The sequence below is a fragment of the Gottfriedia luciferensis genome, from assembly GCF_001712755.1.
GTDB lineage: Bacteria > Bacillota > Bacilli > Bacillales > Bacillaceae_G > Gottfriedia > Gottfriedia luciferensis_B.
Genome location: NZ_MDKC01000016.1, coordinates 29,743 through 53,445, shown reverse-complemented (window position 1 = coordinate 53,445; position 23,703 = coordinate 29,743). Strand labels below are relative to the sequence as shown.

24 protein-coding genes, 2 tRNA genes and 1 rRNA gene are annotated in these 23,703 nt (G+C 34.8%); all 27 read right to left on the bottom strand.

Features of this window, described 5'->3' with window-relative positions; all coding sequences use genetic code 11:
- Positions 1 to 116: ribosomal RNA gene (locus BED47_RS12765) — 16S ribosomal RNA — on the bottom strand; the annotation flags it as partial.
- Positions 117 to 477: 361 nt separating this feature from the next.
- The gene (gene lysS / locus BED47_RS12760) at positions 478 to 1,959 is read right to left on the bottom strand and encodes a lysine--tRNA ligase (RefSeq protein ID WP_069033980.1); all 1,482 of its coding nucleotides are present in this window, start codon (positions 1,957 to 1,959) and stop codon (positions 478 to 480) included.
- Positions 1,960 to 2,090: 131 nt separating this feature from the next.
- Entirely contained in the window at positions 2,091 to 3,089 is a 999-nt protein-coding gene (gene dusB / locus BED47_RS12755; protein WP_069033979.1) for a tRNA dihydrouridine synthase DusB, read from the bottom strand.
- A gap of 30 nt (positions 3,090 to 3,119) precedes the next feature.
- Positions 3,120 to 3,320 carry a helix-turn-helix domain-containing protein gene (locus tag BED47_RS12750; RefSeq protein WP_056474403.1) on the bottom strand — a complete coding sequence of 67 codons (201 nt, stop codon included), beginning with the start codon at positions 3,318 to 3,320 and terminating at the stop codon, positions 3,120 to 3,122.
- Positions 3,272 to 3,769 carry a 2-amino-4-hydroxy-6-hydroxymethyldihydropteridine diphosphokinase gene (gene folK / locus BED47_RS12745; protein WP_069033978.1) on the bottom strand — a complete coding sequence of 166 codons (498 nt, stop codon included), beginning with the start codon at positions 3,767 to 3,769 and terminating at the stop codon, positions 3,272 to 3,274. The genes BED47_RS12750 and folK overlap by 49 nt, the downstream gene beginning before the upstream one ends.
- On the bottom strand, positions 3,766 to 4,128 hold the full coding sequence (gene folB, locus BED47_RS12740) for a dihydroneopterin aldolase (RefSeq protein WP_069033977.1): 363 nt from the start codon (positions 4,126 to 4,128) through the stop codon (positions 3,766 to 3,768). The genes folK and folB overlap by 4 nt, the downstream gene beginning before the upstream one ends.
- Positions 4,121 to 4,894 carry a dihydropteroate synthase gene (gene folP, locus BED47_RS12735; RefSeq protein WP_084006901.1) on the bottom strand — a complete coding sequence of 258 codons (774 nt, stop codon included), beginning with the start codon at positions 4,892 to 4,894 and terminating at the stop codon, positions 4,121 to 4,123. Before folP ends, folB begins: the two co-directional genes overlap by 8 nt.
- A 65-nt stretch (positions 4,895 to 4,959) precedes the next feature.
- Positions 4,960 to 5,832, bottom strand: a complete 873-nt coding sequence (gene pabC, locus BED47_RS12730) for an aminodeoxychorismate lyase (RefSeq protein WP_069033975.1) — start codon at positions 5,830 to 5,832, stop codon at positions 4,960 to 4,962.
- Positions 5,829 to 6,416, bottom strand: a complete 588-nt coding sequence (pabA, locus tag BED47_RS12725) for an aminodeoxychorismate/anthranilate synthase component II (protein WP_069033974.1) — start codon at positions 6,414 to 6,416, stop codon at positions 5,829 to 5,831. Before pabA ends, pabC begins: the two co-directional genes overlap by 4 nt.
- On the bottom strand, positions 6,413 to 7,843 hold the full coding sequence (locus tag BED47_RS12720) for an anthranilate synthase component I family protein (RefSeq protein ID WP_069033973.1): 1,431 nt from the start codon (positions 7,841 to 7,843) through the stop codon (positions 6,413 to 6,415). The genes pabA and BED47_RS12720 overlap by 4 nt, the downstream gene beginning before the upstream one ends.
- Before the next feature lie 145 nt (positions 7,844 to 7,988).
- Positions 7,989 to 8,909 carry a cysteine synthase A gene (gene cysK, locus BED47_RS12715; RefSeq protein ID WP_069033972.1) on the bottom strand — a complete coding sequence of 307 codons (921 nt, stop codon included), beginning with the start codon at positions 8,907 to 8,909 and terminating at the stop codon, positions 7,989 to 7,991.
- Between the two features lie 154 nt (positions 8,910 to 9,063).
- On the bottom strand, positions 9,064 to 9,939 hold the full coding sequence (gene hslO / locus BED47_RS12710) for an Hsp33 family molecular chaperone HslO (RefSeq protein ID WP_069033971.1): 876 nt from the start codon (positions 9,937 to 9,939) through the stop codon (positions 9,064 to 9,066).
- A gap of 13 nt (positions 9,940 to 9,952) precedes the next feature.
- Positions 9,953 to 10,717, bottom strand: a complete 765-nt coding sequence (locus BED47_RS12705; protein WP_056474433.1) for a type III pantothenate kinase — start codon at positions 10,715 to 10,717, stop codon at positions 9,953 to 9,955.
- 257 nt (positions 10,718 to 10,974) lie between these two features.
- Entirely contained in the window at positions 10,975 to 12,891 is a 1,917-nt protein-coding gene (gene ftsH, locus BED47_RS12700) for an ATP-dependent zinc metalloprotease FtsH (protein WP_069033970.1), read from the bottom strand.
- 81 nt (positions 12,892 to 12,972) lie between these two features.
- Positions 12,973 to 13,512 (bottom strand): hypoxanthine phosphoribosyltransferase, encoded by a 540-nt coding sequence (gene hpt / locus BED47_RS12695; RefSeq protein ID WP_069033969.1) that lies wholly within the window; start codon positions 13,510 to 13,512, stop codon positions 12,973 to 12,975.
- Between the two features lie 9 nt (positions 13,513 to 13,521).
- Positions 13,522 to 14,910: a tRNA lysidine(34) synthetase TilS gene (gene tilS, locus BED47_RS12690; RefSeq protein ID WP_069033968.1), complete on the bottom strand. Its 1,389-nt coding sequence runs from the start codon at positions 14,908 to 14,910 to the stop codon at positions 13,522 to 13,524.
- A 71-nt stretch (positions 14,911 to 14,981) separates the two neighbouring features.
- Positions 14,982 to 16,103, bottom strand: a complete 1,122-nt coding sequence (locus BED47_RS12685; protein WP_069033967.1) for a protein kinase domain-containing protein — start codon at positions 16,101 to 16,103, stop codon at positions 14,982 to 14,984.
- Entirely contained in the window at positions 16,072 to 16,806 is a 735-nt protein-coding gene (locus tag BED47_RS12680) for a VWA domain-containing protein (RefSeq protein ID WP_069033966.1), read from the bottom strand. The genes BED47_RS12685 and BED47_RS12680 overlap by 32 nt, the downstream gene beginning before the upstream one ends.
- 79 nt (positions 16,807 to 16,885) lie before the next feature.
- Positions 16,886 to 19,360 (bottom strand): stage II sporulation protein E, encoded by a 2,475-nt coding sequence (gene spoIIE / locus BED47_RS12675; protein ID WP_069033965.1) that lies wholly within the window; start codon positions 19,358 to 19,360, stop codon positions 16,886 to 16,888.
- Positions 19,361 to 19,690: 330 nt separating this feature from the next.
- Positions 19,691 to 19,762, bottom strand: a tRNA-Glu gene (locus BED47_RS12670).
- Positions 19,763 to 19,773: 11 nt separating this feature from the next.
- A tRNA-Met gene (locus tag BED47_RS12665) sits at positions 19,774 to 19,850 on the bottom strand.
- 154 nt (positions 19,851 to 20,004) lie between these two features.
- Entirely contained in the window at positions 20,005 to 20,475 is a 471-nt protein-coding gene (locus BED47_RS12660) for a S1 domain-containing RNA-binding protein (protein WP_056474447.1), read from the bottom strand.
- Between the two features lie 85 nt (positions 20,476 to 20,560).
- Entirely contained in the window at positions 20,561 to 20,938 is a 378-nt protein-coding gene (locus BED47_RS12655) for an FtsB family cell division protein (RefSeq protein WP_069033964.1), read from the bottom strand.
- Positions 20,939 to 21,550, bottom strand: a complete 612-nt coding sequence (gene yabQ / locus BED47_RS12650; protein ID WP_069033963.1) for a spore cortex biosynthesis protein YabQ — start codon at positions 21,548 to 21,550, stop codon at positions 20,939 to 20,941. It abuts the gene before it with no gap.
- The gene (gene yabP, locus BED47_RS12645) at positions 21,547 to 21,852 is read right to left on the bottom strand and encodes a sporulation protein YabP (RefSeq protein ID WP_056474457.1); all 306 of its coding nucleotides are present in this window, start codon (positions 21,850 to 21,852) and stop codon (positions 21,547 to 21,549) included. The genes yabQ and yabP overlap by 4 nt, the downstream gene beginning before the upstream one ends.
- Positions 21,853 to 21,942: 90 nt before the next feature.
- Positions 21,943 to 22,212: an RNA-binding S4 domain-containing protein gene (locus BED47_RS12640; protein ID WP_056474461.1), complete on the bottom strand. Its 270-nt coding sequence runs from the start codon at positions 22,210 to 22,212 to the stop codon at positions 21,943 to 21,945.
- 34 nt (positions 22,213 to 22,246) lie between these two features.
- On the bottom strand, positions 22,247 to 23,701 hold the full coding sequence (gene mazG, locus BED47_RS12635) for a nucleoside triphosphate pyrophosphohydrolase (protein WP_069033962.1): 1,455 nt from the start codon (positions 23,699 to 23,701) through the stop codon (positions 22,247 to 22,249).
- Positions 23,702 to 23,703: the final 2 nt, after the last annotated feature.

Sequence of the window (23,703 nt, the reverse complement as noted above, 5' to 3'; positions counted from 1 at the left end):
TTACTCACCCGTCCGCCGCTAACTAACGGGAGCAAGCTCCCATTAGTCCGCTCGACTTGCATGTATTAGGCACGCCGCCAGCGTTCGTCCTGAGCCAGGATCAAACTCTCCATAAAAGTTAAGTTTAAATCTTGTATTGCTCAAAAAAACTAATAATTGACGTTTACTTCATGTTTTGTTTAGTTTTCAAAGTTCACCTTGTCGCTCTGAAGCGACTTAAACATCTTAACATTTTCTATTGAATGTTGTCAATGTTTTTTTTAAAGTTTTTTTCGTTGTCATTTCGTATTAATGTGACAACGTTTAATAATATAACACCTATAAAAACAAAATACAATACCTAATTTTAAATTCTTTTTATTCAGATAGTTTTTACCAGATTCCAATAAATAAATGATGTCCTTATTCCTTTAAAAAGATACATCCAATCATAAAAAAAACTGGCTAAAAGTATTCCTTTAGCCAGTTAGTTAAATCTTATTTATGTCTCATTAATGGGAACAATAGAACGTCACGGATTGAAGGAGAATTAGTTAACAACATAACTAATCGATCAATACCTATTCCAAGACCACCTGTTGGTGGCATACCATGTTCTAATGCTTCGATATAATCATCATCCATCATATGTGCTTCGTCATTACCAAGCTCACGTTCTTTAAGCTGTGCTTCAAAACGCTCTTTTTGGTCAATTGGATCATTTAACTCTGTAAATGCGTTAGCGTGTTCACGTGCCACGATAAATAACTCAAAACGATCAGTAAAACGTGGATCGTCAGCATTCTTTTTCGCAAGCGGTGAAATTTCTACAGGGTGACCATAAATAAATGTAGGTTGAATTAATGTTTCTTCAACTTTTTGTTCGAAGAATTCGTTAATAATATGACCAACAGACATATTCTCATTAACTTCAACATTATGTTCTTTAGCATATTGTCTTGCTTGCTCAACTGACATCTCTGGCCAGAAATCTACTCCACAAGCTTCTTTAATCGCATCTACCATGTGAAGTCTAGTCCATTTTGGCTCTAGGTTTACTGTGTACTCACCGTAAGGAATCGTAGTAGTACCTAAAACTTCTTTAGCGATATGAGCAATTAGATTTTCAGTAAGTTCCATAATATCAGCATAATCAGCATAAGCTTCATATAATTCAATCATCGTAAACTCTGGGTTATGACGAGTAGAAATACCTTCATTACGGAATACGCGACCAATTTCATAAACTTTTTCAAGTCCACCTACAATAAGTCGTTTTAAATGTAGCTCAATTGCAATGCGCATATATAATTCCATATCAAGCGCGTTATGATGAGTGATAAACGGTCTTGCTGAAGCTCCACCTGCAATAGCATGTAGCATAGGAGTTTCAACTTCTAAATAACCTTGGCTATCTAAATAACGTCTCATAGATTGGATAATTTTACTGCGAGCAATAAATGTTTGTCGGCTATCCATATTCATTAAATCTAAATATCTTTGACGGTAACGTTGTTCAACATCTTGTAAACCATGGAATTTATCAGGAAGTGGTAATAACGCTTTTGAAAGGAATGTATATTCTTTCACTTTAATAGATAATTCCCCTACATTCGTTTTAAATACCACACCAGTAACACCTACAATGTCACCTAAATCAGTAATATCAAAGATTTCATATTGTTCTTCGCCTACAGCATCTTTACGAACATAGATTTGAACTTGTCCATTTAAATCTTGAACATGTGCAAACCCAGCTTTACCTTTACCACGTTTAGTCATTACTCGACCTGCAAATGAAACAACAATCGCTTTTTCTTCTAGTTCTTCTTTAGAAAACTGGTCAAATTGTGCTAATAAATCATTTGAAGAATGTGTGCGCACAAACTTTTTACCGAATGGATCGATACCTTTTCCTTCAAGTGTTTTTAATTTCTCCCTACGTATAAGGGCTTGATCATTTAATTCTTCGTGACTCATTTTCTCAACTCCACGTAATTATTCAAATATTTAAATACAATATGATTTTAATAGAAAAACTGCCAGTATTTCGATCTGGCAGTTTTGTTTACTATAACTTATTATATTTTGTCAAGCGAAACCTGTCAAACTTACAAAGCTTGAGTTGCTTTCATTTTTTCTTCTACTTCATTAACGTATGTTGTTAATACTTCAACCATTTGAGCACGAGTACTAACTTCGTTAATTTGATCTCGAACTAATGCAGTGCCTTTCAAACCTTTTAAATACCAAGCTGTATGTTTTCTCATTTCCATTACAGCTACATGTTCATTTTTTAGATCAATTAATCGGTCTAAATGCAATAAACATACATCAATTTTTTCACGAGCTTCTGGCTCAGGCATTAATACACCAGATTCTAAGTATTTAACTGTACGATAAATCATCCACGGATTTCCTAATGCAGCACGACCGATCATTACGCCATCACAGCCTGTTTCATCTAACATACGCTTAGCATCTTGAGGAGTCTCCACATCACCATTACCAATTACCGGTATAGAAACCTGATTTTTAACTTCTTTAATCCAGCTCCAATCAGATTTCCCTTCATACATTTGATAACGAGTTCGTCCATGGATCGCAACTGCTTTTCCACCCGCTGCTTCAACTGCTTTTGCATTATCTACTACATATATGTGATCGTCATCCCATCCAAGACGCATTTTAACTGTAACTGGTTTACTGACATTCTGTGCTACAGCATATACCATTTCATGAATTTTATTTGGGTCTAAAAGCCATTTAGCTCCTGCGTCTACTTTTGTAATCTTAGGAACAGGGCACCCCATATTAATATCAATAATATCTGCATTCGTATTTTCGTCAACGTACTTAGCAGCTTCAACTAATGTTGATTTTTCACCACCAAAAATTTGTAAGCTTAATGGCTTTTCACGTTCATCCATATAAAGCATATCTAATGTTCTTTTATTGTTGTGAAGAATAGCTTTATCACTTACCATCTCTGCACATACTAAACCTGCACCGAATTCTTTTACTGTCAAACGGAAAGCTGAGTTACATACTCCAGCCATCGGTGCTAATACGACGGGATTTTTCATCTCGATGTCACCAATTTTTAGCACATCCCATCCTCCTTCTATTACAATAAAACTTTATATTGATAATTCCTCTACACTTACTTTTAATTGTTTTGCACAATCATGCAAAAACTGTTCAGTTGGCATACGATTCCCTCGCTCAACTTCGCCTAACACCGAAACAGAAACTCCAAGGTTTTTTGCAAAGCCTTCTTGGGTAAAACCTTTTAATTTTCTAAAAGCCCTAATCCGTCTACCCCACTTTTCAGCTTCCATAATCGAACTCCTTTATCCTCTAAAAATTTAGTTTCAACCTTAATTGATTGGTTAATTTCTTTTAAGGGGATTAATACAAAGCTTCTTTCAAACATTCTCGGGTGCGGTATTCTTAGGTGCTCAACTTCTATATCTTCGTGATTATAGAGTAAAATGTCAAGGTCTATTGTTCTTGGACCCCAACGTAATTCCCTTTTTCTACCAAGGTTTTGTTCGATCCCTTGTGTAACATCAAGTAATTGAAGTGGTGTTAAATTGGTAGAAATTTTAATAACGAGATTTAAAAATGGATCTTGGTCTACGTATCCAACTGGGTCTGTTTCATAGATAGAAGAGATGTGTTCTACTTGAATATCTGGATGATTCACTAATTCCCTAATAGCCTTTGTAAGAAAACCTTCTCGGTCGCCTATATTCGTTCCTAAACTTAAATATGATTCATTTTTCATATGCGACCTCTTGTTATTTCAACCGCTACAAAATCATAATGTCCTGGTATTGGTGGATCTGGTTTTATGACTTTTACAGTACATTGTTGAATTAAATCATATGTATTTAATATTTGTTTAGCAATCCCTTCAGCCACTGATTCCACTAAGTCATACGACTGACCTTGAACTACTTCTTCGCATGTTTTAAATAAGTCTGCGTAACTTACTGAATACGCCAAATCATCTGTTTCTCCTGCTTTTTTTGTATCTAATTCGACAATTAAATCAACATTAAATCGTTGCCCTAATGTTTTCTCCTCTTTAAATACACCATGGTATCCATAAAATCTCATACCTGTTACATATATTTTATCCATTATTTACTCCAATCTTTAACATAGCATCCATCATTTTAGCCATACGGGAAATCGCTAACACGTCATGTACTCGTACAATTTCGCAGCCTTTCGTAATACCTAAACAGACTGTAGCCCCTGTACCTTCCATTCGCTCATGTACTTCAGTACCAAGAACCTCCCCTATAAACCTTTTTCTAGAAGTACCAAGTAACACTGGATAGTCCAGTGCTTTAATCTGCTCCATTTGGTTTAACACTTCCAAATTCTGCCCAGCTGATTTTGCAAAACCAACACCCGGATCCAAAATAATCATTTCATCCTTTACACCTGCACGTTTTGCAATATTAATACTTTCAACTAAATCACAGACAAGATCACTCATTAAACTATAATAGTTTTCATCTGTTCGATTGTGCATTAAACAAATTGGAACATTGTACGCAGCAGCCACTTCAGCAATTTTAGGGTCTTTCTTTGCTCCCCAAACATCATTAATGATTGTAGCTCCTGCTTCAACAGCTTGTTTTGCCACTTCAGATTTATATGTATCAATGGAAATTGGGACATCAATTTCTTTAGATAGTGCTTTAATAATCGGAACAACTCTTCTTAACTCTTCGTCTTCATCAACTATGGCAGCTCCAGGTCTTGTCGATTCCCCACCTATATCAATAATTTTTGCTCCATCAGCAATTAACTTCTTTGCATGTTGTATCGCTAATTCAATTTCATTGTATCGACCACCATCAGAAAATGAGTCTGGGGTTACGTTTAAAATCCCCATTACTATTGTTTCATCCTGAATAGGTAATGCGTAATTTCCACAAATCAAAGGTTTTGTTGCTCTTCTCACACTTGTTCACTTCTTTCCATTTCATTCATGCTTAATAAGGATTGTCGGTGAATTCTATAATCCTTTTGCAAATCCTTTATTACGCTACTTTCACTAACATTAAAGCTCCGCTCGCCAATTACTGTAACGGGAATAATTTCTTGGATTGAATTTGAAATAAATATTTCATCCGCTTTTAACAGCTCTTGCTCTGTGTAGAAACCCTCTTCAACTGTAATCCCTTTTAATTTTGCCCAATGAATCACGAACTGTCTCGTTATCCCATTCAAGATTCCCGTATCAACGTGTGGTGTATATAATCGATTTTGATTAATAAAGAAGAGATTTGAAACGATACCTTCTGAAAGAAACCCATCTTTGTTTAAAAAGATTCCTTCTATACTTGGTAAGTTACCGATCTCTTTTTTCCCGATAATATTATTTAAATAATGATGAGACTTTAATCGTTCTTTTCCTTCAGGAGAGTTTCGAGGGGTATTAAGTATTACCCCTTCTTTCTCTAAGATATTACTTTCATGCATAGGTTTAATGAAAATAATGGTATTTGGATTCGAATACTGCCCAGTGTATAAACCTATTTCACCTACACCTGCTGAAACATTCAAACGTATATACGCATCTTGCAACCCATTTAATTCAATTAACTTATTTAAAATCGTTTGTATTTCCTCATCTAGCAAATTCCACTCGATATTCAGGTTCAATAACGACTTTCTTAAACGCTTTAAATGATCAAATAATAAAAATGGATGCCCATTATAGATCCGAAATGTTTCAAATACTCCTAAGCCATATAAAAAGCCATGATCAAATGGAGATATTTTCACTTCATGATCGTTCAAGAATTCTCCATTAAAATATAGTTTCATACTGTACTCCTAGATGGTTTATATGCTTGTAAAAAGTTTCTAAGCATTTCTTTACCGAATTGTGACATAATCGATTCCGGATGAAATTGCACTCCTTCAATCGGTAATGTCTTATGTTTTAAAGCCATAATTTCTCCCTCATTCGTCCAAGCTGTAATTTCAAGCTCCTCAGGGAAAGTTTCTTTTTTAACAATTAAAGAGTGATATCGTGTAACATCAATTGGTGATGGTAGATCATTAAATAATCCTAAACCTTCATGTGTAATTGCAGATGTTTTTCCGTGCATTAAGCGTTCTGCACGTATTACGTCACCTCCAAACACTTGAGCGATTGATTGGTGTCCTAAGCATACGCCTAAAATTGGGATTTTCCCAGCAAAGTGTTCAATTGCTTTTAAACTGATTCCTGCCTCGTTTGGTGTACAAGGACCTGGTGAAATCATCAAATAAGATGGGGCTAATGCTTCGATTTCTTCTAAAGTAATTTCATCATTTCGTTTAACAATTAACTCTTCACCTAATTCGCCTAAATATTGAACTAGATTATAGGTAAATGAATCATAATTATCAATCATTAATATCATTTTACATTCCCACCCAACTGTGCTTTTTCTTCACTTACTTTCTTAGCTGTCCATAAAGCTTGAGCTTTCTTAAGGCTTTCTAAATACTCATGTTTTGGATTAGAATCAATAACAATGCCAGCACCGGCTTGTACAAATGCTTGCTGGTCTTTTGTAATCATTGTTCGAATCGTAATGTTTAACTCCATATCTCCAGTGAAGCTAATCCATCCAACAGAACCTGTATAAATGCCACGCTTGGTCGGCTCTAGTTCTTCAATAATTTCCATCGTACGGATTTTTGGAGCTCCTGTTATTGTTCCCCCGGGAAATACTGCTTTTAACAAGTCAAATGAATCTTTACCCTTTTGTAGCTCACCTCTAACATTTGAAACAAGGTGCATTACATGTGAATACTTTTCGATCACTAATAGTTCGTCCACTTCAACAGTTCCATATTCGCATACTCTTCCTAAATCATTGCGCTCTAGATCAACTAACATAATATGCTCAGCTTGTTCTTTTTCATTTGAACGTAGTTCTTCCATCAATTGTTGTTCTTCTTCAACTGTTTTACCACGTGACCTCGTACCTGCTATTGGTCTTGTCCAAACTTCTTGATCACGTTTTGCTACTAACAGTTCTGGTGAGCAACTAACAATTTGAAACTCGTCAAAATCTAAATAGGACATATATGGTGATGGATTTATTTCTCTAAGCTGCTCATATATATACAGTGGATCTGTTACAAGCGTCTCAGATTGTAGCACGGATAAATTCACCTGGAATACATCCCCCGCACTGATATATTCTTTAACATTACCAACAGCATCTGTAAATTTTTGTTCAGACATATAAATTGTTTTTTCAATCTCCTCGGTAGAAGTTCTTCTAGATAAATCGATTTGCTCTATTTCACTAATGAAGAACTCTTCTAAAGAGTCTATTCGTTCTTGTGCCTTATCAGCATTATTCATTTCATCTATTACAATAAAATATAATTGATTTTCTTGATGGTCAAAAACAACCACTTCATGGAAGATTAATAAATAAACATCTGGAATATTGTAAACATCCTCAGCCATCTTTGGTAGGTCTTCGATATAATGGTTACAGTCATATGTGAAATAACCGATTGCTCCACACTGAAATGGTGGTAGGTCATCTCTTTTTTCCGCTGTGTATTTAGTTAGATATTCCTTTGCTAAATCTATTGGATTTCCTACATATTCTACTATTTCGGAGCATCCTTCAATTCCTACTTCGACCGTTAATTTATTATCCTTCCCATATAACTTTGCAACTGGATTAGATGCCATAATTGAATATCTTCCGTCACGACCACTTTCAAGAAGTACGGCATTCTTTTTCTCTTTTGCCGTTTCTACAAAGTATTTAAAGAAAGGTGTAGTATAATTGATAACTTTTGAAAAGATTTCATAATTCATGTGAATATCCCCCTCTGATAGCGCTTCTTTTTTCATTTTACACAAAAAGTAAGAAGTATACATCAAAGCATTTTATGGAAAAACAAAAAACCCCTCTGCAGCTAGCAAAGGGGTTTTAAATTTATCATTTAATCAACCAAAAAAATTACTCAAATTGGAATAATGCTGTACTTAAATAACGCTCTCCATTACTTGGAATGATCGCAAGTACTTTCTTACCTTTTCCAAGTTTTTTTGCAACTTGTAATGCAGCACTAATCGCAGCACCAGAAGAGATACCTACAAGTATACCTTCTTCTTTTGCTACTTTTCTAGCTGTTTCCATTGCATCATCATTTTTGATTTGTACGATTTCATCATAAATATCCGTGTTCAATGTTTCAGGTATAAAACCTGCTCCAATGCCTTGGATTTTATGCGGACCTGGTTTACCACCTGATAAAACTGGAGAGTCTTCAGGTTCAACTGCGACAATATTAATGCCAGGGTAAGCTTCTCTTAAAACAGCTCCTGCACCAGAGATTGTTCCTCCTGTACCTACTCCTGAAATAAATGCGTCAAGTTGGTCTCCCATTTGTTCAACAATTTCAGGACCAGTTGTTAAACGGTGAACTTCAGGATTTGCAATATTATTAAACTGTTGTGGAACGAAATATCCGTTTTCTTTTGCTAATTCATCAGCTTTACGAATTGCTCCTCCCATTCCTTCAGGACCTGGAGTTAGAACTAATTCTGCGCCATATGCACGTAATAAGTTTCGTCTCTCAATACTCATTGTTTCTGGCATTACTAGAATTGATTTATAGCCTTTAGCAGCAGCTACCATTGCTAATCCAATACCAGTATTTCCACTAGTTGGTTCAATAATTGTATCACCTGGTTTTATTAAACCTTTTTTCTCCGAATCCTCGATCATCGCAAGTGCAATACGATCTTTAACACTGCTACCAGGATTCATAAACTCTAGTTTTAAGTAAATTTCCGCGCTGTCCTCGTCTACTAATCTGTTAAGTTTTACAATTGGAGTTCTACCGATTAATTCGTAAACTGAATTTGCAACTTTCATTTCATCCACTCCTAATTCCAAGTATATTGACCTGTTTAATATACATTATGTAAAAAACAAAAGAATCTGTCAATTACTTTCTCCTATACATAACTTGTATGAAATTCATAATAAATTATGAAAAGAAAGCTCGACAAATTCCTTCAATTTTCACCTACAATTTGTTAATTAACTCTTTTAATTGTTCATCAGAATAATGATAAGGTTGATTACAGAAATGACATGTTACTTCTGCTTCTCCATCCTCTTCTAAGATTAATTCCAATTCTTGTTTACCAATACTTAAAAGAGCACCCTCAATTCTCTCTCTTGAGCATTGACATTGGAATTTTACATCCATCGTTTCTAAAACTTTAACTTCTTCTTTACCTAACACTTCATATAAAATTTCTTCTGGAGTCAGGCCTTCTTCAATTAGTTTAGAAACTGGTTTAATCGTTTTTAAACGATTTTCAATTTGTGTAATACATTCTTCACTAGCGCCAGGTAAGATTTGAATAATAAATCCTCCACTTGCTAAAATCGAATGATCTGGGTTTACTAACACACCGACACCTACAGATGAAGGTGTTTGTTCAGATACAGCAAAATAGTAAGTAAAGTCTTCACCAAGTTCACCTGATACAATAGGTACTGAGCCTGTGAAAGGTTCTCTCATACCAATATCTTTAACAACTGAGATTGTACCTACAGTACCAACAGCTTTTGCTACATCAATTTTTCCATGTTTGTTAAGTTCAGTTTGTACATGTGGATTTTGTACATATCCTCGTACTTCACCTTTTGCATTACTATCGACTAAAATATGGCCAATTGGGCCATTACCTTCAACCTTTAAAGTTAATTTCTCTTCGCCTTTTAACATAGCACCCATCATTGTAGCAGCTGTGAGTGTACGACCTAATGCAGCAGAAGCGTTTGACCAAGTGTCATGACGTTCTTGAGCTTCTTTTACAATATTTGTTGATCTAACGCTATATGCACGGACTTCACCGTTAAAAGCTAATGCTTTTACTAAATAATCTTTCATGATGTACCCCTTTTTAAGAATTTCGTTTATAAATTAAATGTAGACCCTTTAGTGTTAAATATGGATCCATGACATCAATGATATCCGATTCCTTAGATATTAATGATGCAAGTCCACCAGTTGCTATAACAGTAGGTTCTACCTTTGCTTGAGCTTTCATTCGTTTTACAATACCTTCAACTTGACCTACATAACCATATAGGATTCCAACCTGCATTGCTTCTACAGTTGTACGACCAACAATATTAGAAGGTCTTGAAAGCTCTATGCGAGGCAACTTTGAGGCCTTTGTATAGAGTGCCTCTGTTGAAATATTGATACCTGGAGCAATTGCTCCACCGATATAATTTTTATTTTCATCTATATAACAATATGTAGTAGCTGTTCCGAAATCTACAATTATCAGCGGACTTCCGTATTGTGCAATTCCAGCAACCGCATTAACAATTCGGTCTGCGCCAACTTCTTTCGGATTATCATATTTTATGTTTAAACCTGTTTTTATACCAGGACCAACGATTAGTGGCTTTTGTTTAAAGTATTTTGTTGCCATTCTTTCCAGTGAGAACATAATCGGTGGGACAACTGATGAAATAATGACTGCATGAAACTCATCAAACCCAATACCTGCATATTCAAGTAATGAACCAATGACCATACCGTACTCATCTTCTGTTTTATAACGATTCGTCTCAATTCTCCAATGATGTATTAACTCATCTTCTTGGTAAACACCTAAAACAGTATTTGTATTTCCTACATCGATTACAAACAACATATAATCCACCGTCTCTCCATTTCAAAAATAAAACTTTTATTTTATATTTTTTGTCTCAAGTACATTTTTTAATCACTATAAAAATAATGATAACACAAGTTGATAGTAGTTTAAAAATAGATGCTTTCTACTGTGGTCATGGGTTCCTATTGGTTTGTTAAAACGCTTCAATGAAACGATATCCCCGTGGTCGTGGTCAACTTTACTTTTCACCAATAAACAAAAGAAAGAGTGTCTAGAAAGACACTCTTAATTTTTTATTCAGTGATTTTAGGCTCAGTTGGTTCATCATTCTTTTTAGAAATGTTGACTTTAACCTCATCTTTTGAAGATGGAGATGTAGGAAGTGTACCTTGTTCCCAAAGACTCTTAATTCCTTTTGCATCTAAAGTTTCCACTTCTAATAATGTGTTAGCAAGCAAGTCTAATTTATCGCGATGCGTCTTAATAATATCAGTTGCTTTTGCATAACAGTCTTTAATGATTGTTTGAATCTCAACGTCGATTTCATAAGCAATTTTATCACTATAATTTTGTTCATTATTAAAGTCTCTACCAAGGAATACATTTCCTCCTTGAGATTGACCAAATTGCAATGGACCTAGTTTATCGCTCATACCGAACTCAGTAACCATACGACGAGCAATACCAGTTGCACGTTGGAAGTCATTATGAGCTCCTGTACTTACTTCACCAAATACCACTTCTTCTGCAACACGTCCACCAAGTAGACCTGTAATTTTATCAAGTAATTCTGGTTTTGTCATAAAGTAACGATCTTCTTTTGGAAGCATTACTGCATAACCACCAGCTTGACCACGAGGTACAATTGTTACTTTATGAACCATTTCAGCCTCGTCTAACACTTGGCCAATAACCGTATGTCCAGCTTCATGGAATGCAACAATTTTTCGCTCTTTTTCAGATATAACTTTATTTTTCTTAGCAGGTCCCGCAATTACACGGTCAGTTGCTTCGTCAATATCAAGCATATCAATTTTCTTTTTATCACGACGAGCCGCAACTAATGCCGCTTCGTTTAATAAGTTTTCTAAATCTGCACCAGAGAAACCAGGAGTTCTTTGAGCAATAGCTTTTAAGTCTACCTCTGGTGACAATGGTTTATTTCTTGAATGAACTTTTAATACCGCTTCACGTCCTATTACATCTGGACGGTCTACTGTAATCTGTCTATCAAATCGACCTGGACGTAATAACGCTGGGTCAAGAACATCTGCACGGTTTGTTGCAGCGATGATGATAATACCTTCGTTAGCACCAAAACCATCCATTTCAACAAGTAACTGGTTTAATGTTTGTTCACGCTCATCGTGACCTCCACCTAATCCAGCACCACGCTGACGACCTACAGCATCGATTTCATCAATAAATATGATACAAGGAGCGTTTTTCTTCGCATTTTCAAATAAATCACGAACACGAGAAGCACCGACCCCTACAAACATTTCAACGAAATCAGAACCACTGATTGAGAAGAATGGAACTCCAGCTTCTCCTGCAACAGCTCTTGCTAATAATGTTTTACCTGTTCCAGGAGGTCCTACTAATAGTACCCCTTTAGGAATTCTTGCACCTAATTCAGAAAACTTACGAGGATCCTTCAAGAACTCTACAACTTCAACAAGCTCTTGCTTCTCTTCATCTGCACCTGCAACATCTTTAAATCGTACTTTCTTTTTCTCGTCATTATAAAGACGAGCTTTGCTCTTCCCAAAGTTCATAACACGGCTTCCGCCACCTTGTGCTTGATTCATTAAGAAGAAGAAAAGAATGAAAATAATAACAAATGGAATGAGTGAAGTGAAAATTTGCACCCATGCACTTGTTGTTTCAGCTGGATTCCAATTAGCCTTTATTTTATAGTCAGCAACTGCTTTGTTAACTATTTTTGTCGTTTCGTCACTAATTGGTACTTGAGTTTGGAAAGATTCGCCTTTTTTTACATCTGTAAAATGACCTCTTACTATGTACACTCCATTTTTAGGTTGGATAGATGTTAAGCTGCTAACATCTCCTTTTTGTAACTTAGTATAAAATGTATCGTAACTTACTTTCTTAACTTGAGATTCTGGCCCATTGAAATATGTAACAACACCAATCACAACTAAGAAGATTAATATGTAAAAGACTGTATTACGGAAAATTCGATTCAATTCCAAACCTCCTCTCTTTCAATTTAATTACTTTATATAGTAGCATAGTTATACCATGTAAACAAACGAATAAAACTTGACTTATTTCGTGTATACTTCAGGCTTTAAAACGCCAACATACGGCAGATTTCGATAACGTTCAATATAATCTAAACCATATCCTACTACGAAAGCATCTGGTACTTCGAAACCAACTAAATCAGCCTCAATACTTGCTTTACGTCCGCTTGGCTTATCTAATAATGTAACGATTTTAACTGTATTAGCTTTGCGATGTTTAAATAGTTCAACTAAATAATTTAATGTTAGACCACTATCAATAATATCTTCTAGAATGATTACATCTCTTCCTTCTACAGAAGTATTTAAATCTTTTACAATTTTTACTTCACCAGAAGAAACTGTACTATGTCCATAACTAGAAACATCCATAAAATCAATTTCGATATATGTATCAATATGCTTGATAAGGTCAGACATGAACGGAAGAGCTCCTTTTAAAACACCCACTACTAGTGGAAAGCGGTCTTTGTACTCTTCAGTTAGTACTGCACCTAATTCTACTACTTTTTGTTGAATTGCCTCTTCACTTACTAATACTTGTTGAATGTCTTGTTTCATTTTTTCCTCCTAGAAACTCTTAGAAACCACCTGTATTGCAATGAGTGACTCATCTGTCGAAAAATTTCTTTCAAATGCAGATTTCTTTACGAAAGGTACCCATAATATATTATTTTGACTATCCGTAATTATTGGCCATTCATCACGTAATGATTGTTTCATTTTTTCATCAATAAATATATCTTTTAACTTTTTTGACCCATTCATACCCTTTAATGACATTCGATCACCATTCTTTCGATTCCGAACAATGAGTGGAAAAGAAACATCCTTGACAGAACAAATAAATGTGTCATTTTTTTGTTCAAAATATTGATTGTTTAATTCAACTTTAATTGAAAAACCATTTGGTAGATCGTATTCGCCAGGCTCATTAATAGAAATAGTATAATCCTTCACATTCATTTGTTCGAATGTAAAGATGCATTCATTATATGAGCGTGTGACAAAAAGTCCTCCTGGTAAATGCTGCTCCCACGTAGATTTTTCATTTCGTAATAAAGTCAGAATTGAATTAAGATGCCCTTGTGTCAAGCCTTTAGGGATATATAGGTAGACATAATCTAATATTAGTTGAATACATCTTCTTTGTAAAGATATAGGCACATTTAAAAACTGTTTAACGTCAATAGTGACTGCTTGCTTTTCTTTATTTTTTATAACTGTATTCATCGCGTCTTCAGTTAATTCCATTAAATATAGATCATCTTCCAATTGCTGTCTACTAAACTGCTGGAATCTTTTATGTGCAGTTGGATTTTCTTCAAATATAAAAGGTAGAATATGATGTCTAAATCGATTTCTAGTGTAAACATCTTTATCATTACTTGGATCTTTTCGAGGGATAATACTTTGTTCGTGACAATATGTAGTTAATGCTTGTTTTCTTAAATCTAAAAATGGACGAATAATTTCGCCTGTACTAAAAGATCTCTTTTCCCTAATGCCAGCGTAACCGACCTGCGAGCTACCTCTTACTAAACGCATCAAAATCGTTTCAACTTGGTCCTCTCCATGATGACCTAACGCTAAATAATTCGCTTCATATTTCTTCATCGTTTCGTCAAAAAAACGATATCGACATTCCCTTGCCGCCAATTGACTACTTAAACCCGTTTCCTCGATATACTGATTCACATTTATGCTTTTACCTTCATATTGTACGTTATTTTGGAGGCACCAGTTCTTAACGTATTCTAAATCATCTAAAGATTCTTGCCCTCTAAACATATGATCTACATGTGCGATAATAATCGAGAACTCATATTCTTCTCTAATAGATAAAAAAGAATGAGCTAACGCCATTGAGTCTGGACCTCCAGAAACACCGATCACAATTACACTATTTCTAATAATATTGTTTTGTTTTATAAATTCCTTTAATTGATTAATTACCATTTAACTATACTCCTAATGAAAGTAAAATTCATATCTATATGTTACCATTCACACACTTGGAGTACTATAATTTACAGCTGATAATAAAAATATAATGCATAAGCCAAGCCCATTAACAAGAGAATGGTCGATGTTTCAAACCAGTGAATTCTTTTTTTCTTTTGCTTCACTTGGATGTTGTTCCCTGCTCTTGTCTGTGTTGATTGGTTAGGTTTTTGATTCTGACTAGTTGAATTTCTAGGTTGATTTGTAGGCTGGCTATGTTTTTTTGATTGTGTTGATTGATTAGCAGTCTGACTTTGCTTTTTCGATTGCCTTGTTTGATTCATCGTTTGTGCTGTAGTAACTTGATCCTTTTTACTATTCTTCTTTTTTGTAGCATTTATCTTTTGTTCATACATTAATAGAGCTTGTTTCATAGCACTTGCATTAGTATACTCCCCTTTTAATCCCTTCATTAGAAATTCTTTATATGGCTTAAGGGTTTGTGTTTGGGTTATTACTTGTTCAATTTGATTTATTCCCAACCCGTTTTTTAAAAACTGCTTTTTACAATGCAAGTGGATAAAAATCATCGTAACAGCAAATAAGTCATAGGAAATTTCTGCTTTTCTAGAACCTAAGCCCCAGTAACCACGATCAAAGAACTCCGTAAACTCTTTAACTGCACGTCCAATTTGAGTAACTCCTCCAAAATCGATCCATTGGATTTTATTTGGTTCTTTCGTAACTAGTAGATTATCTGTTTTTAAATCTCCAAAAATAAAGCCTTTATGGTGCAATTTATCTAACAATGATAAAACTTGTATGATAAAAATACTACTCCATTCCATTCCATTTCTTTCAATAAAGTTTGGTAAACTTACACCATTTACATATTCCATAACATAGTAATAGCAGCATTCATTTGTCCCTGGATTTATATAGTCATCTACATCGATAAAAGAAGGCCCAAGGATTGAATCCTGGACCTGTGTGATTTTTTTTAAAACATTTACTTCGTTCGTGATATTAGTAGAATCTTTACTCAGCTTAATAGCAACATCTCCAGTTTTTCCAGAAGCTAGATAAACTGTTCCATTTGCTCCATTTCCAAGTAAACTCTTAATTTCGTAATTGTTTTTATTCCACTTTCCAGTAATGAGAGTCCCAGGCGCTAAATTAATCTGCCCATTCAATTGATTGTTCATCATCACCATTATTACCTCTATTGTAGTTTTGTTCGTTAAAATAGTTTAAAGCCTCACGTAGAGCAGGACCGGTTGGCGTCATACCGCCCATTGTTAACTTAGGAAAAATAGTGTTTAATTTTTCTAACTTAGGCGTCCAATCTAGTAATTTATCTACATCGTCATGTTTCCCGGGAAATATAAATAATGAGTAGGCATTTTCTCCTGTTCTTGAGTTTAAACTAATTTGTAAATCAAATAATGATTCCTTAACGGTTTCTAGTTTGTCTTTCATACTAGCACTCGTATCTACTAAAATAATAACTTCTAAACCTACAGTTTCACCGATATCCTCTACAACCTCATAAACCTCTTCTCGCTTTGAAGGAGGAAGTGATTCTATTGAATTGCTATCACCTAAAATTTGCTTAAGTTCTTTATTAACAAATCCTTGAATTGTTTGTGTCATTGCTTTTCTTGTAACCATTTGGACAGTTTGAGAAAGTTGCTTTGTGTAAACGACTTGACTAATCCCTCCACCTGCTCTAGCAATTTCCTCGATTTCCTTTAAACCGTCACCACTTTGTACATTTTCATCTAAAATTCCAATTACATTTACTGTAATACCGTATTCTTGTGCCAAACTTGAAACAGCTAACGGATCTTCACCATGGTTTGAATAACCATCAGTTATTAATAGAATTTGTTTTAACTTTCCCTTATACATACAAAATCCCCTCCGCGTAAAAGTTGTTACCATTTTGTCCAATTACGGGAGGGGATAAACCTTTATTTAATTTATTTTACTAAGCCATCGCACTATACGATGAGATAGATGACCACTCTGGCAAGTTTCGTTTAACAACAGCAACCACAACTGTCATATCATCATTAATATCGCCTGTATTCGAACGAATAACTTCCTCTAGTAACAATTCAGCTACTGATTGTGGATCATCCGTTTCAAATTCACTTATTTTACGTTTCATCCACATTTCGTAATTCTCTACATGTTTAGGACCTTCAAAAATACCATCACTCATCATAATTAATAGGTCTCCAGCTTTTAACTGCTCACTCACGACTTCTACATCAAACTCATCAATTATCCCAATTGGTAAATTACTGCCTTCAATTTTAATAACTTGCTTCCCTCGTTTAACAAAGCTTGGCGATGAACCAATTTTTAAGAATTTTGCTGAAGCATCGTGTAAATCGACCATCGCTAGATCCAGTGTAGCAAAGACCTCTTCAGTAGTACGTAATGATAGAATCGAATTAATTGATTTAATAGCGACAGTTTCTTCAATACCTGAATTTAATATTTTTTGAAGTAGTTTTAGTGTTTCATTACTTTCAATATGAGCTCGCTCACCATTTCCCATTCCATCACTAATCGCAATAGCGTGTTTTCCTGCTCCAACATCCATTATTTTAAATGCATCACCCGAAATAAAGCCTCCACCTTTAGCTGCAGTCGCAACTCCAGTTTCAATAACAAACGCCTTATCTGATCCAAATGTAACTAAGTAATTACCTCCATTTGGTATTGTCGCTGCCTCTTCTTTTAATACGACAATCGTTTCTTTTAAAATATCTGATAGAATCGGCGCAATTAATTTTTGGCATTCACCATACTCATTTTCAAACGGAATCAATATATCTATATCAATATTACCTTGCTCTAAGTTATAAATTTCTACTTGGCTAACGTCAATTCCAAAGTTTAATAAAGCTTGTAGGATTTGGTCTTCTTGTAATTGATGATTTTCTTTCTCTCGTTGAATCTCTTTTGCAAAATCGACCATTACTTTTGAAACTCCGCGTAATTGCTCTGCCACTAATCTTCTACTTTCTTGAACTTGTTTTTTAAGTCTTTGATTTGCACGGAAGTAGAAAACCTCTTGCTTCATTAAATCTGCCATTTTTGAAGAACGTTGGCAGTATTTCTCCCACTCTCTCATAAATTGGCCATTCTTAATGAGCTGATCCTTTTCAACTAAATGCATCATATTTTCCATGTATTGATATGTTCGGTCACCATTGTTTGACCAGCAATGATCCTTTTTCATACAACTATTACAGCACTTATTTGAAATACTACAAATAAACAGTTCTTCATCAGTTAATTCGTCCTCAATATGTGCAAACTGGCTAGGCTGTGAAAAACTTGCAGATAATGCTTCAAACACGTTTGAAAATTGAGTAATTCGATTAGCTGTCAAATCTCTTATTTTACGCAAGTATTGTTGTTGATCTGTAGAGTGTTCTTCTGTTCCTGGTACTAGTTTAGCTAATTGTTTTAGTAGGAAAGATGGTGTTATTAAGAATAAGACAATCGCTATTACTGATTCAATAATTGAAAAAATAATATCTGATTGTTTCTCAGCATAAAAGCTGATGAGGCATGTCCCAATTAATAGGCCAGCTGCCGCACCTAATCTTTTTCCCTCTTTAAGGAGGCCACCGAGTAATCCAGAGAATGCTAATAAGCTCATTTGATATAGGCTCGAAACACTCGCTAAACTTAGGATAAGGCCCGTTACAACCCCTACTGTACAACCTACCGTTCCTCCGGCTACGAAGGCAAATAGTAAGACGATGTATCTAGTAACAATATGCTGAATAGATAAATCTTGAATATACCAATCAGTCGTCCCCGTCACAACTGAAGCTAAAAGAATAACTAAACATACGATTTCTTCAACACCTAAAAGCTGTTTTCTTTTAGGAATCGCGAGTAGTGGTACACTTTGGAAAAAGATCATCGTTAAAATAAAACTTAATCCCGCTTCAACTGATGCCATCAAAACATCATACATCAGAACTTCTTGTTGAAAAGCATAAGTAATTAATAGATGACTAATAAATACTGATAAAAAAACTTGAAAAGGTACTAAACCTATATAATGTCGTTTAACTCTAGCGAAGAAGATATTAAGGATGAAAAATAGGATAATTGTGGCAAACGCATAACTAACCGTTTCAATCGACACAGTTAACGAGCCGATCATAAGAGCAACAAAAGCGATTCCTGTACGCTCACGTTTCATCATATAAACTGAGGCAAAAAACGGTAATACAAACGGGAGAATATGTGATAGGATCAACGCTCGTCCTAATAAAAATCCCGTTAGAAAGATTAGTAACCCCCAATCAAAGAATGCTCTCTCTAATTTTGATTTAATTGATTTAGAAGATTGCCGAAATACTGATTGAAATCCATTAGTAGGGACCAAGCTTGCTGAAGAATTAGAAGACCCTCTTTGCAGTTTCGTCATATTTCCACCTCATCCGAATTGGTTTATTGAACATATTTTAACTTGTCCAATTGAAGGAATATGTCAAAATGACAAAGGCAAATAAAAGTTTTCTTCGACGGAAAAAGCTTTTACGTGCAACTGTTTTACAAAATATGAGAAAAGCTTGCAGCATAATTTCTCTAATAGGGTAAAAGAAACGCATTTATTAAATTTTATGTCAATCGAAATTCAGAATAAAGGGAAAAAGTTTGGAAAGAAGAGTGGTTTTAAGAGACGGGGACGCATGTTCCAGAAAAAGAAAAAAACGCCTAGCCTCTTATATAGAGACCAAACGTTTTTGTTGTTGTATGACCCGTACGGGATTCGAACCCGTGTTACCGCCGTGAAAGGGCGGTGTCTTAACCACTTGACCAACGGGCCGTTAAAGGGAATGGTAGCGGCGGAGGGAGTCGAACCCACGACCTCACGGGTATGAACCGTACGCTCTAGCCAGCTGAGCTACACCGCCATTATCTTTAAACGACAAGATTTATATTATCATGGTACCAATTAACCGTCAACAGTTTTTTTAAATCTTATTTTATTATTTTTTCCATACAAAAACGCACCCATTAAAGAGTGCGTGTTCTATATACCTATTTATGTCCTGACAAGGTAGGAAATTAGCCTCGACGAGCTCCACGGCCACCACGTTTAGATTCTGTGTTGCGTTTTAATGAAGCTAGACGGTCTTCACTGTCTTTTAAAAATTTACTCATTTTTTGATCAAATGTTTCTTTAACCGGACGTTGATCCGAACGGTTTTGATTTTTGCCACGGTTTCCACCACCGCCGCCTCCATATGAAGGTCTGCTTTGACGAGGTCTTTGCTCACGCTCTCCCTCTTTTACTGGTGGACGTTCTTTCGCTTTTTTGATTGAAAGACCGATTTTACCGTCTTTTTCAACATTGATTACTTTTACTTCTACTTCATCGCCAACTTTTAAATGTTCGTTAATATCTTTAACATAGTTGTCAGCTACTTCACTAATGTGAACAAGTCCAGTTACTCCTTCTGGTAACTCTACAAAAGCACCAAAATTTGTAATCCCTGTAACTTTCCCACTAACTTTGCTGCCTACCTCAATTGACATAAAAAAAATGCTCCTCCTTAAAAATGTTTAACTGGATTTACTATATTATATAAAATTATAAAAACAAGTGTCAATGAAACGATAATTACTTGATATTAGGAAAAATTATTTCTCCCTTTTTAGAAAAAAATAAGTTTTTTCTAGCTAACTCAATAATATATTGATCATCGTTCAATTGGTCAATCATGCGCTTCGAATCCTTTACCGTACTCTTTGTTTTCTTTAAATCAACTTCTGCTAGTTTTAATTGTTTTACTTTAGATGAATACACATGTTGTTGTGTTACATAATGTGATTGTAATAAAAAGAATAGGGGGACAGCTAAAAAGCAAAATAATGAAATTCGCATTAAAAACTTTTTAAAACTTCTTCTCCTAGGCTTAACACCATGTTCCTCAACTAAAGTAATATTTTGTTTATCTTGAACTTGACTAGTTAAATCCAATTTTCTCGCATGTTCCACCTATTTCTTCCTCCTATCTAAAAGGTCCTTTACTTTTTTAATAGTAGTAAGGAAGATATTCTTGAATTTTCCGAAAACTCCTTTAAATTGTATTAAATAGTTTTTGACTCGTTTTGGCACAAAAAACCAACATACTCTGCCGAAAAATAAAAGAATTGATAGTACAACGTTGTAAACTAAACGGATTAGTCGAATAAGGAGTCCATAAATAAACAAAAGAATGATAATTATTACCTGAATAATCCACTTTATAGGTTTTACAATAAATATTACGATTAACTTTAATATAATGCGATAAATGCTAATAACCAACTGAATAACAAGCTCTAATATTTTTTTATAAATAGTTCTAAAAAGACTTTGATATGCAGCATAACCACATAGTAATGCTAATAGTAAATAAAACCTAAGTGCACCTTCATTAACTAAGTATAATACATAAAAAACTAGTAGTGCTTGAAAAACCCAAAATAATATATCAGTTGCAAATACAATCAATCGATTACGAGTACCTCGATATAAAAAACGATGGTATGTATCTAGCGCCATACCAAGATAAGCACCCATACCGACCATCGCTATCATAGAGTAGAACTGAACGTTTAAGCTCATTTAAATAGCTTGCTAAAGATTCCTTTAGCTTTCCCCGAGTTGTATTCGTCAATATAACAAAGTTCATTAATCTTTCCCTTAATTGCTACATGACCTTTTTCTACATCGAGGTTTTTCATTTGTAAATTATGACCTTTAATATGCAAAAAGCCTAAAGCTGTTTCTAATAGGAACTCTTCACTATCAAAGCTCTCAACCTGTTTTACTCCAGTAATCTCAAGATATCTTCTACTTTTTAACGATAAATCCTGCTCGATTATTTGGCTTGTATTTTTCGCATTTAACTCATACGGATTATTCATACTAGTCCCTCCATTTACATAAACTGTACCTCTTGTAAATCGATTCCTAATACAGTGTTATTTGTACAAGTATATGAAGGGACAACTTTTTTAGAACAAGCTATCTGACAGTTTTTCCTCACTAATGATTGTATACATTGCATCTGCTTCTTCTTTTCGAACGGTCTCTTTAAGTAAATTAATTTTTGCTGTAACAATTTTTTGTCCGAATCGAATTTTTAATTCGTCATTTACTTTTACTTCTGTAGATGCTTTCGCAACTGTTCCATTAATCGTTATTCTTCCTTGATCAGCTACTTCTTTCGCAAGTGTACGACGCTTAATAATTCTCGATACTTTTAAAAATTTATCAAGTCTCATAATTTATTCTCCTCAATTCTCATTCAATTAGACATTATTCGTATTTTTTAGCTTCATTCCAAATCTCATCCATTTCTTCAAGAGATACATCAGAAAATGTCTTATTTATTTCACGAAGTCTTGATTCAATATATTGAAAACGTTTTGTAAATTTCATATTAGTTTTTAAAATCGCTTCTTCAGGATTTACATCAATAAAACGCGCTAAATTAACAATACTAAATAACAAATCACCAAGTTCTGCTTCAACTTTAGTCTGATCATTCAATTTGATGGCATCAAGAACTTCAGTTAACTCCTCGTTAACTTTATCTACCACTGGCGGTAGTTCCTTCCAGTCAAACCCTACTTTCGCAGCCTTACTTTGAAGTTTCTCTGCTTTTAATATTCCTGAAAGATCCTTTGGTATGCCTGAAAGAACAGACTCAACGACATGTCCCTTTTCAGCTTGTTTTAATGCTTGCCAATTTTTTAATACGTCTTCCTCATCATTCACATGAACTGTTGAAAATACATGCGGGTGACGATAGATTAGTTTGCTTACTAATCCTTGAATTACATCTTGTATTGAGAAGTAACCTTCATCTTCTCCGATTTGGGCGTGTAACATGACTTGAAGTAATACATCTCCAAGTTCTTCAATAATATGATCGTCATCTTCTTCATCGATTGCTTCAAGTAGCTCATAAGCCTCTTCTAGTAAGTACTTCTTTAATGATTCATGTGTTTGCTTTTGATCCCACGGACATCCATTAGGGCCTCTTAAAGTAGCTATGACAGAACGAAGTGTTTCAAATTGATGATACAGATCCTCTTCATTTTTAACTGGAGGTACATAAACACTTGTCAAATTATTAATTGATGTATCGCGATCTAATTCAAACAATGGCACCCTTCTTATTTGCTCATTTGAACTACCCGCTGCCGTAACGATTACGACTTCATAATCATCGGGAAGCTGTTCCATTAACTTTAATTTCGCATGTGAGGCAGTCATTTGATCGTAAACCTGGCAGATGATTAAATGCTGTCTAAACGTAATCGACTCCGCCTCTAAATCCGTTGCATCAACAAACTGGAAGCCTTCGATTGGATCAATTTTCAAACTAGTAAACATCGCATCTAAGAAGCTTTGTCCACCTTTGATGTCAAGCTGGATATTTCCTTTATCTGCAAGCGCTATTAGTAGCTGAACAGTTTTTTCCGCTACAAGAGGATGACCTGGTACCGCATATGTAATTGAACCTTCTTCAGAAGCTTTCACCAGTAGTTGAACAATTTCTTGATATACTTCTTCAAAACGATCATGTTTTTCATAAATTTCATCGAATGATTGAAACGTTAGTCCTTCTGTTTCTAATTCACTTATAACAGGGTGGTCTTTTGTACGTAAATAAAGATTATCAGTTTTTTGTAACTCTTTATAGATACCAAATGGAAGCTGATTAAGGTCACCTGCTCCTAAACCTAAAACTTTAATCTTGTTCATTT